The sequence below is a fragment of the Trichodesmium erythraeum IMS101 genome (assembly GCF_000014265.1).
Lineage (GTDB): Bacteria > Cyanobacteriota > Cyanobacteriia > Cyanobacteriales > Microcoleaceae > Trichodesmium > Trichodesmium erythraeum.
Map to the genome: position 1 here is coordinate 202868 of NC_008312.1, position 17880 is coordinate 220747.

Genomic DNA, 17880 nt, shown 5'->3' on the forward strand with positions numbered 1-17880 from the left:
CCTTCCTTATTTGATTATCAGCATGGTAAAATAAAAATAAATAAGTTCCACGCAAAATTAAATACCAGAACCGACTTTCTACATACAGTATTTTCCATTATTACAGGGTATAGTAGAAATACTTAGTAAACCATTTTTTTCAAAATTAATGATTTATTAACACCAAGTTCACATAAATGGTTATATAAACCATTTGTGTTATAGTTGGAGGTAATAATTAAAGTATCTAAAATCCAGTAATAGAGTGACTTATGAAAATCACTGACTCAGCAATTTAATAGTATCATTCTCAATAATGACGAAAATAAAAGCTTGTAGCCATTTATAATTGAGAATATAATTAGGAAAGTAATGACTAGAAATGCTTATAAGTAAAAACTTATACCATGTACCGTTGAATACTTAAACTTTGGAGGCAATAAGGCAGGACGCTCTGTGACTTTCAGCAGAATGATAGAATTGGTACTTACAGTCGTTAGTTTTTTTGATCACTGATTATCCGGACATGATACTATCAACTTTTAAATAAGACTTAAATGCTTAAAGTTGAAAAAAAACTTCGTCAAAAATATTTCAATTGCAACCACCATAATTCAATGGAATAAGTCACGAGAGTATGGAGATAAACTTAGGACTTTAGCCCTTATAAATTCAACTATATCTTCAATTAAATCTAGTTTGTGTGCAGGTAAATTATCCATAACTACAACTCCTCTAACCATAATTTAAGTAGTAAAAAATACTCAATAAATGCTTCAAATGTTAATAGTAAAATTAAATTATTTATCCTCGTTAATAGCTACTATTTTTTTATTAGTTATAGCTTAAATTACTGCAACTTTTTTACCTATAAAAATGCTTGACTTTCATATTATTTGCAACCATTATCTGAACTTGTATGAGTTCTTTTCAAACCTAGTATAAACCTAGTATTACTTCTATTTTATATAAAAATATCAAGTTTGATTTATTGCTTTATATCTTTTACCTTTTACCGCTACTATACTCTTAATTTCGGCAATTTTTTTTGTTGCTGCTTGTCTACTGTTCAATATTTTGTTTATTTTACGGCTTAATTCCAGTTTTTGTAAAGCTCGAAAAATAACAGTCAGACTTAGCAAATTTTCCGCTTTAAATGTAAATAACTAACATAATTCTACCTTAGTTGCATCTAGATTTTATGATGCTTTTCCTCTGATTTTTTTAAGATTACCAAATTTTGTTTTCCCATCTTTTAATAGTTATAAATTGTTATATTATTTATATTGTTTTACCATTTTTTTTCCAACCTTTAGTGACAATAAAAATTATTGCTACTTGCCGAATTAATATTTTCTAATTCAGACGTGATGCAACTATTTTGTATCAGATATTTGTTGAATATAATTTCATAACAAATCATCTTAATTATTGTTTCTAAGTTTACTATCAAATCCGCGGAAGCTTCTATAAATTTTTTACTAAAATTATTAATGAAAACTAAGTAATAGTTTTAAAGAACTTTAATGTTTCTCGAGTACTTAAAAACCGTAACTATCTTCTAAGTTTTTGGTTGGTGTTGGTTGATTACCCCGTGATACCAAATCCAGTTATTAGTAGCTTAGTTAATTAAGTAAAAAATCCTGATCAGATTTGGGTTTTTAATTTGTGAATACCTCCTAATTCAATCATATTTGGTATGAAAACTCAAACAACCTAATAGCTAAGTCTATAAGTCTAGTAAAGGAAAGAATCCCCATACCTTTAGGGCTAATACAGTTCAGATAAGACCAAAACTATTATATTATGGAACTATTAGAGTAGCTCTTCAGACTACTGAAGTGCCAAAAAAAGACTTAACTGAAACCTATTGCCTTGAGGTCGGGGAAGACCTCAACAATTGGTAAAGATTAGAGAAAAAACTTAATTGTCAAACCCAAAATATTTTTCTTCTGGGAACTTTGTCATAATCCCATAATTTTAGCAACTGCCTCCGTAGTTGGCTCTATTCCCTGGGAAAAGTGATCATTATGGCTATGTTTAATTGCTACATCTGGGTCTTTAAGACCATGACCAGTAAGCACACAAACTATCTTTGCTCCTCTGGGAACTTGGTCTTTAATCTTGAGTAAACCAGCAACAGAAGCGGCACTAGCAGGCTCACAAAAAATCCCTTCATTAGAAGCCAATAAACGATAAGCTTCTAATATTTCCTCATCAGTAACAGCAGTAAAACTTCCCTGACTAGCTTTTTGAGCTTCTATTGCTTTTTTCCAACTAGCAGGGTTGCCAATCCTAATAGCACTGGCCACTGTTTCTGGATGAGCTATAGGATAGCCTTTAACAATAGGTGCTGCTCCTGCAGCCTGAAAGCCCATCATTTTTGGTAGGCGATCGCATTTTTTACTTTTATGGTATTGACAAAATCCCATCCAATATGCAGTAATATTTCCGGCATTTCCCACAGGAATACATAACCAATCTGGGGCATCGCCTAAAGTATCCACCAGCTCAAAAGCACCTGTTTTTTGACCTTCCAGACGATAGGGATTAACTGAATTGACCAAAGTCACGGGATATTTCTTAGCCACATCCTTGACAATTTGTAGGGCTTGGTCAAAGTTTCCCTTTATTGCTAAAACTTCAGCCCCATATAACAAAGCTTGAGCTAACTTTCCTAGAGCTACATAACCATCAGGTATTAAAACAAAAGCTCGCATCCCACCCCGTAAAGCATAAGCTGCGGCAGCAGCAGAAGTATTGCCTGTACTGGCACATATTACTGCTTTAGCTCCTGCCTCTTTAGCCTTAGATATGGCTAAAGTCATGCCTCTATCTTTGAAACTACCCGTGGGATTGAGGCCATCATATTTAACAAATACTTCCACCTGTCTGCCTATTTTATCGGCGATGGCTGGCACAGGAATCAGAGGAGTATTACCTTCTTTCAGTGACACCACAGGAGTTTCTTCTGTGACAGGTAGATAGGATCTATAGGCCTCGATCAAGCCAGGCCAACCTTGTAATTTTGACTGATAGGGGGACAATAATTTTGACTGATATGATAATTCTAAAGTCATCTTTAAAGTTTTGAATTGTTTAATTTGACTACTCTTAATACTGAAATTAGAGGAATTATAAGCTGACACTTCGCAACAAGATAAATGAGCCTTAGAACTTTTCTTCTTCGCTGACCAGATTTATATTCTTTGGGGACTAGTCAAAGTAACCTTACACAATAAAACCTATTAAAAATCCTTATAGGCATTATGTTTTGTATAAATTGGTTAGATATTAGATGAAGATTTACGGCAGATTCCAAGTATATGAAGTACTCATATTAAAAAATGCCTCGCCGGAGTGGGTGGGGTTTAAATAAAACCTTTGTATTACAGGCACCTTAACTACGACAGCTATACTTCACCCTTGATGAAATCGGCTGTATTACTTTTTCAGGATTTTCAACATATTTCACCAGTTGGGCATACTCTCGAAGCTACTATCATTTGTATTGATTAGGCAATAATCAAAACAGCTAACTTACTTGACGAGAGTTTCAGGCTTACTAGCTTGGTTGAACGTATCGTATAGTTAATAGTTTTAATCGTAGTAATTTCATTTTTTAGTCTCATTTAATTATACCACAAAAAGTTTATATCTATTCTGGGAATTGGAATTTAACTTTACTCCTTCTAATTTCTGACTTTAGCTATATCAGTGGGTTACAACGCACAAATTCTACCTAGTATCTAGTTGCAAAAGTTAATTTATTTATAGAATACTGCGAGTAGTTATATTTTTTTGGCCATTAAGTAAGCAATTGAGGAGTTCACAGATTCGTAACTTGAGAATCTCAAGCTTTTTATTTAGAAAAAAACGTGAACTCAAAGATTCTCGACTCAAGAATACTATTACTAATTTTTACAATTAGACACTAGGATGAGCAACTATTGTTGGCAATTTATTGTTGGCAACTGGCAAATCTACCCTAAATAAGAATTTAACTTTAGTGTTAATCAAGACTTTCTCAATAACTTTTTGGTCGATAACTTAAGGGATAAAAACTTAATCAAATTTCTATAAAGTCTACTAAAATCTCACTTACTTACCCCAATACAGCAATTGGAGCAAATGGTTGTAAAAATTCAAACACTAGAAATAAACTCCGAAACTCTTGCCCCGGCAGTCCCAAATCCTATTCCCTATTTCTCAAGAATCAGCAAGATTTTGGACAATATCAAAATAGGATTGCTATATTTTATTAATTGTTTAGTATTAGCTTAATTGAACCCAAGATCTAATTTTGGAGGTTAAATTTTGATTTAATCAAGGTTAAATAGCTTAACTTGCTGTAATCTATTCTTAGATAAAAACAATTTTAAGTGGGTATAAATGGCTAATAACTTACTGATTTCTGAGAGCTCATCTAGTTTTTCTAAAGCTGATTCTTCTTTAGATGCTGCTAGAAAAGTACATGAAGAAGGAAAATCAACTAATCAAACCCGTACCTTAAAACAGATGAAGTCCTTATATCAAACAGATCAACAAGTTAAGTTGCTTCACCTTGAGGCAGAAATAGAAACTCTCTTATTAGAATTACGAACCATTAGAGAACGCAATTTAGTCTCACTGATTGAAAAAGAAGTCAGCCTATAAAAATTCTGAAGGCTATTATAGCTAAACTTGAGCAAAAAAAAAGAAGTAGCAAAAGCAACAAAATTAATTAATCTGGTTAGTAAAAAGATTATGATATAATTAAGAAGTATCTTGCTACATACAGCCACCATTGTTTTGAACACAATTTACTAAAAATCACTAAATACTATTAGTTCTAAGCATTAGCTGTAAAAATATTTCTGAGCTCAAAACCGCCAGCAAAGTTTTTGAGCTGGCGTGTTTTTTTGGAGTAATAAATTTACTACATAACTATCAAAAAAAAACGGGGAATTTAAACAATTTATGACTGTATCAATTAAAGAATCTGCTCAGGTCAATTCTAATGGTCAAAAGCACCAACTACAGCTAAAAGATATTGTAAAAACTTTGCCGCGAGAAGTTTTCATCAAAGATCGATGGAAAACATGGGCAATGGTGACAACCAATATATTCATGGTAATTTTAGGTTATTGGGGACTAATAATTGCACCTTGGTTTTTATTGCCCCTACTCTGGGTTTTCACTGGCACTGCATTAACAGGGTTTTTTGTTATTGGCCATGACTGCGGTCATCGCTCTTTTGCTAACCGTAGGTGGGTAAATGATTTAGTTGGTCATTTGGTGTTTTTACCCTTAATTTATCCCTTTCATGGTTGGCGAATAGGCCATAATCATCACCACAAACATACTAATAAGATGGGTGAGGACAATGCTTGGCAACCTTGGTATCCAGAAGATTATGAGGTTGCTGGTAGTTCGATGCAGTTAGTGTATAGGGTTATGCGTGGTAGACTCTGGTGGTTAGCTTCTATTGCTCACTGGGCAGTTGTGCATTTTGATTGGAGAAAATTTGAGAAAAATAATAAGGAAGATGTAAAGTTTTCTGCATTGGTAGTTTTTGGGTTTAGTGCGATCGCATTTCCTTTGTTAATAGCTACAGTTGGTATGTGGGGTTTACTCAAGTTTTGGTTCATGCCTTGGTTAGTTTACCATTTCTGGATGAGTACATTTACTATTGTTCACCATACAGTACCAGAAATTCCCTTTACTCCTGTCCCAGAGTGGAATGAAGCAGAGGCTCAATTATTTGGTACAGTACATTGTGATTATCCCCGTTGGGTAGAATTTCTATGTCATGATATTAATGTACATATTCCCCATCATATCTCAACAGGAATTCCTTCATATAATCTTAGGCAAGCACATCAATTTTTGAAGGATAAATGGGGAGATAAACTTTATGAAACTCATTTTTCTTGGTCTTTAATGAAAAAAATAACAGATCAGTGTCATTTGTATAATCAGACTAAGTTCTATCTCAGTTTTAAAGAATATGATGCTCAGAAAGTTTCCCAGTAATTTGAACTACACTCAGCTATCAGCTTCTAAAATTGTATAACCGGGTTTGAATCTTAAATGTAGCAGTGGTATTATCTCATTATGGAGAAATTAATCAAACAATTATAGGGTAGTCTATACCTTAACTTACGCTTGTGAACTGGACGAGGTCGGCCTCCAGTGGTTGAAGCAAGAAGCAAATATCTTTGACCACGCATTACCTACTTTTGCCTAGTGAGTGACGGAATTGTATAGGTATTGTACAGCAGAAAATACAAGTTTGCAGGCCTGAGAGATTATTGAGCTCGGTTATATCACAAGAAACTGTCCTATTCCCTCGAAAATAGAGAGACTCAAACGTTCTGTACAACTATTAATTCACTATCTGAAGTTTTGGGATGTGCCTATTGATAAAGATTCATCCCGTTCTTTCAGCCACACCTAAACTTTTATATAATCTGGCATTTTGACCTGATTTTTTTTTGTGGAATAATACCCAAAAATACAATCAAACAAATTTCGTATATTATTGACATCAATTAACCCATTCTATCAAATTAGATGATTGAATCAATGAAAAAATGACAAGTTAAGAAATAATGAGCTTCAGTTTTAATCCAGATTTATGTCGCAATGAAAGCGAAGTAGAAAGCAAACTAATTGTTAGTTATCTACTGCCGAAATTAGGATACAGTCTCGAACATTGGCATCAAGAAGTGACCTTAGGTAATATCCGTTTAGACTTTTTATCATTTGCTGCTCAGGAATTACCTTTCTCTTTGAATGGAGACTATCCTTTAGCTTTAGTAATGGAGGCAAAACACCCAAAAAAAAATTTAGACCGCCATCAACGACAAATTAGGCGATATTTAACAAGTTTGAATGTAAAATATGGCTTGTTAACTAATGCTAAAGAAATTAGGATTTATAAGAGAGAAAAAAATGACATTAAGTTAGTATTTAAGTGTTGGGGAAGTGAAGTCGATTACAAAATAGAAGAAATTAAAGCATTAGTAGGTCGAGATTATTTGGGTAAAAATGTGAGTTCTGAGCAACCGGAAATTCGTCTAGAAGAAGCAGGGTTAAGTCACGCAAACACTACTCAATATAAGACAGAAAAAAATCTTATCAACACCCCTGAAAATAAGGTAAATGAAATGAATAAAAATAGTATTAATTCGATGAAAGTAATCGCTGTTTATCATAATAAAGGTGGAGTTGGAAAAACGACAACAGTAGTTAATTTAGCTGCTGCATTGAGTAAAAAAGGTTATCGAGTTTTGGTTATAGACTTAGATAGTCAGGCGAATACAACTTTTGCAACCGGTCTAATTAAATTTAGTGATGAGCAATTTGATGATATAAAAGACTCCTATATTTATCATGTTTTGAGGTATGATGAATATTCTAGTATTTCGGAAGTATCTAGAGTTTCTAGGTTTAATGATCCAGAAATTGATGTAGTTCCTTCTCATATAAATTTAATGGATGTTGAAGGTGAGTTGAACGGTCTAAGAAGTACTCAAACTGCACTAATAAAAAAATTAAAACTCGTAGAAGAAAAATATGATGTTGTTCTAATAGATACCCCACCTTCTTTGAATTTATATGCCTTTGTTCCTTTAGTCAGTGCTAACTATTTAATTATTCCTTCAGACTTAAAACCATTTGCTAATCAAGGTTTATTTAATGTTAAAAATTATCTTCAGCGGGATGTTAACCCCTTTCGGCAAATGATGAATAAACCAGATATAGAAATATTAGGTGTACTGCCTTGTAAAATTAACCCTAATCATAGATTTGTACAACATACATTACCAAAACAGATTCAAGCAGTTTCTAAGCGTTACGATCTTAATATTATGGAAACGGTTATATTTCAAAGAGAAGAACTTGCTAGGTGTGTTGATAAAACTCGTGAAGTTGGAAATTTGTTGATACCTGAACCTAGCTCTATATTTGACTATGCACTAGATTCTTCTTCTTCCCAAGAGTTTGAGTCATTAGCAAAAGAAGTATTAAACAAAATTGGACTACAATAATGTTATTATCTCCAGAATTTTTACTTGTAAAAGAAATTACTTCTAATGTATCTCGTTCCGAGTTTTCAGAGTCAGATTTAGAACAAGTTGCTCGGTTAATTTTAAAAGCTGAAGGTACAATTAAACCTCTAGTTGTACGTACTATTGGTTGGGAATCTTACGAAGTAGTTAACGGACATTTTGAGTATTATGCTGCACTTAGAGCAAAAGAAATAAATCCTCGTGATGGGGAAAGAATAGGAGCATTTATTATTGAAGGTCATAAAGCAGATGTGTTAGAAGAACAGGTGAAAATGCTCAGGAATATTTATCCTATATCTGAGGACTTTATGAAAATTCCTAGAAATATTTCTCCTGTATCTGAAGCTCCTACAATTCAAGAAGAAGGTAGAATCAATTTAAGTAATTTAGATAAGCTGCTAGATCAAAAATTGCAATTAATAACAACAAAGTTAGATCGATTAAATGCATCATCTCCTATTGATTATCAATCTCAAGAAAATAAGATCATAGAGCAAAAACTGGAGAATATTGAAAGTAAAGTTAACCAGTTATTACCAAAAACAAATATCACAGAAATTGAGGAAATTCTGAATAATAAACTAGAAATTATACGTCAAAAAATTAGTAATCTATCTAAGCAGGAAGCTTTAGATATATTAGCAAAAAATAAAACAGCTTTAAATCGATATTTAGAAGCTATTGATCGTGAATCTAATCAACTACAAAGAGTTAATTTGTTAACAGTAGAAACAGAAGAGGAAATCCAACAAGCTTTCCAGCGTAACAATATAAGAGGAGGAAATGAGGCATGGAAAGCAATTGAATATTGGCGAAAACCAGGTAAAAAGCTGACATGGGAAAATTTAGAAAAATCAGCAAAGACAGCAAGAAAAGGTCATCAAGATAAAATACAAGGATTTGCAAAAGGTACTTACAACAATTTAAAAAAGATTGGCTATATACCTGATTAATTGTGAAAAAATAATTACTAATTAATAAATAATCAGCTTTTCTTTTTTTTTACTTTTGGTAAAAAAAGAATGCTTAACTTGGGTGAAACTTCAATTATTAAGTAATTAAAATATGCTTAATAGCTTTTTTGATAACTATAGCAATTCTCAATTATTTTAGAGAAATTATTATATGTAGTCAAATCAGGTACCCTAAACAATTGTACTTTTCCATGATACCTCATTATTTATCTTCAAAATCATTTAGGATTAGTATAGCAGATCAAAAGAGTGTTTTTTTTCTCACAGGGTGATATGAAATCTTTTCCTATTCTAGAAGTCAAGAAACCTTGTCTTGTACTTAGAAATGGGTTTCTATAGCAAATCCAGAATAGAGAGAGCATCCTAAGTTTTTGTTAGATCGCTATACTATTCATGACTTGTAAATCATTAGACATCTCCAATAACAAAAAAGACAGGACTTACGCAAAGACAATATATATAGTTCATGACAAAAAAAGCGCGATCTTCATGCTCTGCTTTATCCGCGCTCGGTACTTTGCCACACGGAGCAAAACCTTAACTATTTTTATTCAAAAACACTTTAGTTATTCTTAATTGAAGGATATTTCAATTCTGAGGCCAAACTCATCTGATAATAATTCGTTGCAATTCTTGGTAAATATTTTTGCCGGAATTTATGTGCAAATGTTTTTCAAAAATTTTATACGTTCCATCTCACAAGCCTAAAGATTTTTTGAATTATCTCCAAACATCACCCTACATGCGTCTTAGACATGTTAATTGTTTAATGCTAGGGTAAAATTCTTCAATTTTCCATCTGGTTTGATATTCAAATTCATAGCTTTTAGTGATGATTGACTTAAGTCATTAGTTACAATATACTCGGCTGTTGTTGGTAGATACAGTTGCCTGTATGGAGCTTAACTTTTTGTTCCGAAAGGAATTTCTTTTATCTTAATTATTTTACCCACTATTTTCTCGGAATTATTCCAATTTCATTGGACAACTTTAACTTCCCACCTTCTGCGTTATAAATTCTGACTTTTGAATTCTGCCGTAACAACTCTCATCGCTGAATTTGATTTTTGTATATATTCTCCTCTTTTACAAAAGCAGCATCTAGTTGATCCAATAATTTTTCAATCTTTTCCTTTGCCTGTTTGCTAGTAGATGGTTGTTTATTTAACCATGACATTGCCCTTTTTCGGCCTTTTTGACTTGCGACAATTAGAGTACCCCAAGCTATCGCATTCATTTCCTCTCTATTTACTTTAATAGTTGCGTCAACTCTTTTGCGGAGACGACCAGTATCATTTTGCAGTAATTTAGCAATATCATAATTGCTGCTCAAATTATTTTCAAACACATCTAGACTTTGTTGCCAACGACCATCTATTAAACCAGCTAAAACTTTTTGACTTGGGCTTGCCCAGGAGGCGATCGCCTGAGCTTCTGTAATATTGGCATGAAACTTAATCAAATCAAACTGAGCTTGTGCCTTTTTCGACCATTTAGATTTATTTATTAAATTCTTTCGCAAAGGTTCAATTAAAGGAAAAGCAGGAGACCATAAACCATTACGAGCTAACCCCAGAGCATCTCTATAATATGCATCCCCAATAGGAGTTTCATCAAGGGAAATTTTCTCCAACTCAATGGGATTAAGTATAAACTTTCGCGGTTGAATCCAATAAATATCAAAATTAGGATCTAACCCCACAGTTTGCTCGATCACTAGTTCTGGATCTTCCCCACCAGTCATTTCCTGCCAGATCGGAGCTTGACCAGCAGCACTTTTCCACTCCAACATGGAACTTAAGTAATTTCTAGTGGGATTATAATTAATAATTTGCCCATAAGGAATAGCTTTATTATTTTGTAATCTCTGACCACTGACAGTAAACCAAACTCCTGAGGCAGGAACTTTGCCTTGAAACTGACGTACTGTTGTTATAGGTAAAGGTTGATTTGAACCTAGAAGAGCAGAAGCAGATTCAATAGTAGATTCAATTACAAAAGATTCAGCCGGACCTTCTAGTGGTAATTTATTAACTAATCGAAAATATGGTTTACTGCCTTCTCGTTGATTAACAGATAAAACTGATTGATAGACCCGCAATTCTACTACTTCCCGACAGGGAGTTTCACAGGGCAAAGATGCTCTAGATTCAATTTGCTTCATTACTGGCACTAATAGATCTGAACTAGAATCTGTTGTTTTATTAGGAAGAGAAAAAGTTTTTCCAGAGCTAAACCCTTCTTCTTTAATATTAGATTTAATTTGCTCAAGAGTTTTTAAAGATTTATTCCCAGATATGTAGAATTGAGTCCATTGTGGTAATATTTGATTGAATAAGACCATAGCGTTTGGATCAGAAATTAACTTGACACTAAGCCATGCTCCCACTGCCATTAAACTAGAACCACCAAATAACAAAGTAATTCCTATCCATTCAATTATCCATTTCCGCCAAGGTAAAGATAGCAATTTCAACGAAAGTTTTTGAGACTGAGATGGTCGTCTGCGACGTCTCCTAGATTTTGTAGTAGAGGTAATTTGACTAATTTGTGTAGCTTTTCTAGTTCTAGGATAATAGTTTTTCTCAACTGTTTGAAAAGCCTTAGGAGATTTCTCTTGTATGTAACTAACTTTGGAGTTGTAAATCTTTTTTTTCATTATCCTAGTAATACCCTTTCATACCGCTGACCTTGAATTTTCCAAGTATACTCGGTTTCTACCAGTGATCGCCCGTTTTCTGACAACGTTTGTCTTAACTGCCTATCCTCAAATAACCGACCAATGGCTTCTACATATTCTTCTACATAATTTGCCCTTAATGCTCTTAGTGGTTTACCTGCACCATCAACTGCTAATCCTTCCAAACCACGATTGCTGGCCACAACAGGTGTACCTGCTGCCATTGCCTCTAAGGTTTTATTTTTAATTCCAAAACCAGTGCGCATAGGAATTACACAAATTGTAGCCTGATGTAAATATTCTGCTATTGAAGGTACGCGGCCCGTAACTTTTACCCCTGGGCGAGTCGAATATTCCTGTACTTCTCGTACTGGTCTTGCCCCTACCAATGCTAAGGTTGTATCAGGATAACGTTCTTGTACCCTAGGCAATATCTCTAGAGTCAGAAACCGAACTGCATCAATATTAGGAAAATTATCTATAGCTCCCACAAAAATTAATTGCTTTCCTCCTGGGTCGCTACTACGACAAGGAAAATGACTAAGATCTACCCCATTCGGAATAACTGAAATTTGACTATTGGGGCTAAATTCCTTTAGTTGTTTCCCATCTTCTTCAGTTGTGGCAATTATAAAGGAAAATTTTGAGCAATAACGTTTTTCATAACGCAGGAGTAGGGGAAGATTCAGTCTATCTCGCAAAGGCTTCTCTGCTATGCCAGTTTCCAACTGTTGCCGACAAGTGCCATAAACTGAACTGTGGACATTAACTAGGGTTTTGACTTTCTCCTGCCATTGATGACGAATATAAATTTCATTAACGGAATGTTCGCAAGTAATGGCCTCACATCTACCTGCTCCCACAAACTCATCTACCCACTTTTGCATTTCTGGCGAATATATAGAGATAACGCTGGGTGGAGTACCTTCTATTATAAAATTACTAAAACGTCTTAGTTTTGCAAAATTTCCTTTTTTAGGCTCTTGAGGGCGGGGAAATATGGCCAATTCTTCTACATAAGATCTCAATGAATCTACTTCTAAATTATTGACATCTGGAGAGCTTTGTGTTAGCAAAGTAACAGAGTGTTTCTTGCTCAAAAATTTCAGTAGATTAAATGTTCTAACTTGTGTACCGCCTTTGCTAGGAGGATAAGGAAAAGTAGAGGAAAGCATTAAGATTTTCATAAGGATTCAAAATTGTTTAACTCACATATAATGAGGACGATCAAAAGCTTGTATTATGAACATTATGTTAATTGGGTATTATGGCTATCATAACATTGGAGATGATTTGTTCGTTAAGCAACTTACTAATTACTTAGCTAGCAAACAAAAAGTTAAAAATATTTTTATTTTAGGTGCAGAAAACTATTATAAATTTGAGAGTACAAAGGTTTTTTATTTTGCTAATAATCAATTATCAAAAATTAAGAGGGCTTTAATACTATTGAAAAGTGATTATATTGCTTGGGGTGGAGGAAGTTTAGACTTAGAAAGTAAACCAGGTAACTTATTGAAGTTGCAAACATTATCAAAATTAATGGGTAAGCGTTTTGGCTTTCTTGGAGTTGGATTGGAGTCTGTACTTAAGGAAAATAATAGCAAAAGCAAGATCGTCAATATTTTTGAAAAATCAGACTATCTATATCTTAGAGATGACTATTCCTATGAAATGGTATTAAAGCAGCTTAAATTTAAGCAATTACCAAGTCTAGGAGGTGATTTAGCTTTCTTAGATTTGACTATTTATGAAAAATTTTTAAAGCCATTAAACCAAGAAATTAATATTGCTAATATATCATTTTCTGGCAAAAACTGGTGGGGTGAGAGCAGAGCTAAATTTTATTCAAAACAGTTAATGCCTCTAATTAAAAATTATAATTGTGTTATTCATTTGCTGCCTGGACATGTAGGAGAATATAGGGAAAGAAATGATAATCGTTTCCATGAATTGCTGAAAAAATATCTCCCTTCTACTAATTATAAAATTCATTCCTGGAAAGAACCAGAAGATTTTCTAGAAATTCTGAGCTTGATGAATTTCCATATAGGAAATCGTCTCCACTCAATTATACTTGCTGATATACTAGGCATTCCAAATATTGGGATTGGTAGTTATAGATCAAAAATTTTCAATTACATTCATAAGACAGATACTCTAGTTAAAGAAAGATTAGTAGATTTTATGAAACCAATATCTATGGAAAGGATAATGACAATTTTTCGTCAATACAAAAAACCAGAAAAGTTTATATTAAAAGAATTTTCTACCGCCAGGTATTGCCTGGAAAAAATTTTCTTTTCTTAATTATTTCTTTATCATTTAAGGATGATTTTAGAGCTAATTTCTCAGTTCAAGCAAAGTCCTTATTTACAAAAGTTTTACCAATAAAACCTACCTATAGCAATCCTAAATAATATTAGAGAAAGTCTCTATAAAAAAATTTAGTTAAAATTTGTAAAATTAACAATTGAGCTTTTCCATGATACCTGATTTATATTCAAAATCATTTAGGATTAGTATATACTTGATCAGCATCTATAAAGTTTGACAAAAAGATTAAAACGTGGGTTGTTGAAAAATATAGTCCGTGGGATGTGCTCGTGAAAAAGGATTGCAGATTCTCAAAAAGGATAGACCCAACATGAAATAATGCCCTATAATTATAAAAATCAAGATTACCCTTCTACGAGTTATAGAATCTGGCTTAATTGTGTTCAATAAATTGATAGATAAGCCAATTTTAGAAAATATTTTCAATCGCCTCAGTAAAAGCTAGAGAGCTTTAACATCTATTTCACCATCACTAAAAATCTTCCCTTATCGGCAATAAATGCGCGCTATTTGAGCAAGGGTTATTGGTAGTATTGATTCAGTATAAATCTGCTTGTGTATTTTAGTTACAGTACTTTCCATTGCCGGTGAGGTCAAGTTTTGCCAAGCATATGCCTGCACTACAAAACTTTTGTTACTCAGATTTGTACCTCATTTGTCCGAAACCTGCTGTATCATTCAAAATTAGGTTAATAATAGAGTTGTTGTGAATTAAGGGAAAAAAATGGCTAAAACCCAAAACAAGTCCAGGTTGAAGTGTGCTTTTGAGTCCTACAATTTTGAAAATTTTTCAGAGTAAGCTTTTGAGTATTTTCAATTTTCCCACACCAAATAACTCTAATAAGTACTTTCCGCTGTTATTAAGTATACATAGCAAGTAAGATGCAAGGGCTACAAGAGTTTTACTATTTAAGCCTTGTACCTCATGTGTCCGGAATCTGCTGTATATTAAAGTTCCCTCATAAATTCTGTAATTTTTTATGGCAAATGATAAAAGTTAGTGTTTGCATCCCCACCTATAACCGAGCAAATTTGCTCCCCTATGCAGTAAATAGTGTTTTGAATCAAACTTACAATGATTTTGAATTAATTATAACTGATGATGGTTCAACAGATAATACTGCTGAAGTAGTTAGTCAGTGGAATGATTCTAGAATTCGTTATATTAGGCATCCACAAAATATTGGTAAAAGCAATAATATGCGCTCTGGTTTTAATGCTGCCACAGGTGAATACTTTATCAAATTTGATGATGATGATGGTCTGACCCCAGATTTTTTGGAAAAAACAATTTTCATTCTAGATCGAAATCCAAGTATTGATTTTGTAGGAACTGACCATTGGGTTATTGATATTAACAATCAACGAGATCAAAAAGTAACCGATAAAAATTCTCAAAAATGGGGTAGAACTCAACTTTTAGAAGGAAGAGTAAACAATTTACTAGAAATAGTATTTATTAATCAAAGTTTTCAAATTGGTGCAACATTATTCCGTAATAGAACCCTACAAGAAGTAGGATTTATGCGTCCTAATATACAAAATTGTGAAGATAACGATCTATTTGTCCGTCTAGCTCTAGCAGGAAAAACAGGTTATTATTTGCCAGAAAAATTAATGGAATATCGTTTTCATCTAGAACAGCATGGAATTAACCGGGCAATTCCTTATCTAACTGATAAGCTAAATTATTTACAACAATTTAATTTTAAGTTGAGTAAATTAGAGTCACTTAGAAAGTCAAGACTAGCAGAAACTCAGCTAATGTTGGGACTACTACTAATTGAAACAGGTAAAACTCAAAAAGGAAGGCATATGGTTTGGGAGCAAAAATCTTTTTCTCCACTAAGAGCGTGGACTGGGCTAGCATTATCTATATTACCTATAGAAACTCGTGAGCTTGCTTTCAAATTTATACGTAGGCTACGCAGTTAACAGTCGACTACTGATTAGACTGATTAGGCAGGCTAAGTTGCCTGCACTATAATAAATAGACTTTTCCTCCAAAAAGTTTTTCAACCCTCATTCTCCCGTTCCTAAATCAGTATTTTTGGAGAGGTCTAATACTTGGGGTTGCATACTTACGGGATGATAATTAGACATCTCTAAAAACTAAGTTTTAGCCTAGTAATTACAAAAGTTTGAGATTAATTTTCAGAAAGGTCTATTAAATTTATATAAGCTGAAACTATTGATTTTGGGACAGACTTTTGGCATATATCAAAGTCATCCCATGATCGTACAACCCCTAATTACTTAACTTTTGATATTCAGGATTAAGCTGATCTTAACTAGCAGCAGCATCAGCTTCCCGAAGAGCCTTGAGAATTTCCGGGCGTTTCATTCGCGCATAACCACGTAATTTCCGCTCTTGGGCAATTTTCTTAAGTTGTCTGAGTGATTTGGTATCGTAGTCATCAACAGGAACTTCTGGTTCTACCTGAGATGCTGAGTTAGCTTTAGTCTTTCTAGTACTTGTTTTGGTGGTAGTCGCCTTAGACCTAGAGGTTGTCGAGGTTGGCTTGCTCTTGGTCGTTGTCTTAGGTGCTGTCTCAGTTTTAGCTTCTACTTCTACGGTAGAATCTAGTTCTGGTATTGCCTGCAATTGACGTCGAACTGCTGAGACTTGAGTTTTTAAGTCATCTTCAAGATCTTTAATAGACTGGGAAAACTGATTAACTGTTTTTACCATCCCTTCAAGTTTTTTTTCTATTTGTTTGTCAAGATCATCAAGCTGTTTTGATAATAATTCCATTTTCACTCCTGTAGAGCTAGATATTGTCTTTTTAGTTGTTGAATTTGTGGTTTTTCTTACCAATGTTTCTACCTTATTATAAACTTAATTTTCTAGGACATGTAATCATTTTTAAAATGCTCAATTTGAGCAATATCAATGCTTTGCTCCAGCAAAGATGTTAATTGATTTCTAATAACCTCCTCATTTTTATTAATTGATTGATCGATTTTTTTCTGGTGAGACAATCTACCTTTTGATCAAATGATACCTCAAGTTGTTGTAATAGATGATCAAAGTTGAGTGTTTCTACTAGCTTTTTTGCTTGAGTTAATTTCTCCATCTGTAGTCTAGCTATCTCCACTTGTTCATCTTTCCTCTTATCAATTCAGGCCCATATTTTATTGGTTTCAACTTCTTTTACAACTTAACAGATATCAGCACCACGAATGATTTCGTATTGCTGTTCATAGTCGTAGTTATCTATTAGAGTTGTTGGGAATTAAGGATAAAAATGCCTAAAACCCTTATCAGTTGATCCTTAAGCCTGGATTCGACCTAAAATAATGAAAGTCTTATATAGTAAGCTTTTGAGCATTTTAAATTTTCCCACACCCAAATCTCTATTAATCTGACAAGTAGTGGTATCAAGCTACTATCTTGATCTATAAGACTATTAAATAGAGCTTCATCTCTTTCTGGAGGAAGATATTTCTCCTGAGACTCTGGTAAAGTAATTTGGGATATAGAAATCAATTCCAATTCCAAATTTAATGGTTGTACCGATAACTCTTCTTGTCGATTTTTGCGCTCTCCTGAAACCATTCCCTTATAACTTTCCTTAATTCCTAAAATCAAATCAAATATAAGGTATGATGCTGGTAACATCTAGATAGAAGGAGATAAATTACATTAACCTTGTTAGTCCTTTTTGTAACTTTTGATAAATTTAGGATTTTTTACTTTTCCAGCTATTAGAAATATCCTAATTCAATCCCAGGTAAGACAAAAATAGGATTAGGTGGTCAGAGGGAGTGAACTGTCTAGTGCTGCCTAAGCGATCCTAACAGGTTTATGGTCAAATGTGTGGGAATTTTAATTCTCAGGCTAAAAGCTCAT

General features: G+C 33.4%; 11 protein-coding genes. 6 read left to right on the forward strand and 5 right to left on the reverse strand.

The window, feature by feature from the left end; translation table 11 throughout:
- Window positions 1-1943 precede the first annotated feature (1943 nt).
- Window positions 1944-3059, reverse strand: coding sequence for a threonine synthase (gene thrC, locus TERY_RS00585; RefSeq protein ID WP_011610033.1), 1116 nt, complete (start codon window positions 3057-3059; stop codon window positions 1944-1946).
- 1312 nt (window positions 3060-4371) lie between these two features.
- Here thrC and TERY_RS00590 point away from each other — a divergent pair.
- The 4 genes from TERY_RS00590 to TERY_RS24565 all read left to right on the forward strand — a co-directional run bounded on the left by TERY_RS00590 (window position 4372) and on the right by TERY_RS24565 (window position 8989).
- Window positions 4372-4635: a hypothetical protein gene (locus tag TERY_RS00590; RefSeq protein WP_011610034.1), complete on the forward strand. Its 264-nt coding sequence runs from the start codon at window positions 4372-4374 to the stop codon at window positions 4633-4635.
- 303 nt (window positions 4636-4938) lie between these two features.
- The gene (locus TERY_RS00595) at window positions 4939-5994 is read left to right on the forward strand and encodes a fatty acid desaturase (protein ID WP_011610035.1); all 1056 of its coding nucleotides are present in this window, start codon (window positions 4939-4941) and stop codon (window positions 5992-5994) included.
- Between the two features lie 578 nt (window positions 5995-6572).
- Window positions 6573-8015 (forward strand): AAA family ATPase, encoded by a 1443-nt coding sequence (locus TERY_RS00600; protein ID WP_011610036.1) that lies wholly within the window; start codon window positions 6573-6575, stop codon window positions 8013-8015.
- Window positions 8015-8989: a hypothetical protein gene (locus tag TERY_RS24565; RefSeq protein ID WP_011610037.1), complete on the forward strand. Its 975-nt coding sequence runs from the start codon at window positions 8015-8017 to the stop codon at window positions 8987-8989. Before TERY_RS00600 ends, TERY_RS24565 begins: the two co-directional genes overlap by 1 nt.
- A 1069-nt stretch (window positions 8990-10058) precedes the next feature.
- On the opposite strand, the gene TERY_RS00610 is transcribed toward TERY_RS24565, so the two are convergent.
- Window positions 10059-11669: a hypothetical protein gene (locus TERY_RS00610; protein WP_011610038.1), complete on the reverse strand. Its 1611-nt coding sequence runs from the start codon at window positions 11667-11669 to the stop codon at window positions 10059-10061.
- Window positions 11669-12877 carry a glycosyltransferase gene (locus TERY_RS00615; protein ID WP_011610039.1) on the reverse strand — a complete coding sequence of 403 codons (1209 nt, stop codon included), beginning with the start codon at window positions 12875-12877 and terminating at the stop codon, window positions 11669-11671. Before TERY_RS00615 ends, TERY_RS00610 begins: the two co-directional genes overlap by 1 nt.
- 55 nt (window positions 12878-12932) lie before the next feature.
- Here TERY_RS00615 and TERY_RS00620 point away from each other — a divergent pair, with 55 nt between their 5' ends.
- Together TERY_RS00620 and TERY_RS00625 are read left to right on the forward strand one after the other, a co-directional pair.
- The gene (locus tag TERY_RS00620) at window positions 12933-14000 is read left to right on the forward strand and encodes a polysaccharide pyruvyl transferase family protein (RefSeq protein WP_011610040.1); all 1068 of its coding nucleotides are present in this window, start codon (window positions 12933-12935) and stop codon (window positions 13998-14000) included.
- A gap of 1014 nt (window positions 14001-15014) precedes the next feature.
- Complete coding sequence (locus TERY_RS00625) at window positions 15015-15962, forward strand: glycosyltransferase family 2 protein (protein ID WP_044136244.1); 948 nt, start codon at window positions 15015-15017, stop codon at window positions 15960-15962.
- 352 nt (window positions 15963-16314) lie between these two features.
- On the opposite strand, the gene TERY_RS24570 is transcribed toward TERY_RS00625, so the two are convergent.
- Both TERY_RS24570 and TERY_RS00635 read right to left on the reverse strand, forming a co-directional pair.
- Window positions 16315-16782: a Rho termination factor N-terminal domain-containing protein gene (locus tag TERY_RS24570; RefSeq protein ID WP_011610042.1), complete on the reverse strand. Its 468-nt coding sequence runs from the start codon at window positions 16780-16782 to the stop codon at window positions 16315-16317.
- Window positions 16783-17319: 537 nt separating this feature from the next.
- Window positions 17320-17586, reverse strand: a complete 267-nt coding sequence (locus tag TERY_RS00635; protein WP_155994207.1) for a hypothetical protein — start codon at window positions 17584-17586, stop codon at window positions 17320-17322.
- Window positions 17587-17880: the final 294 nt, after the last annotated feature.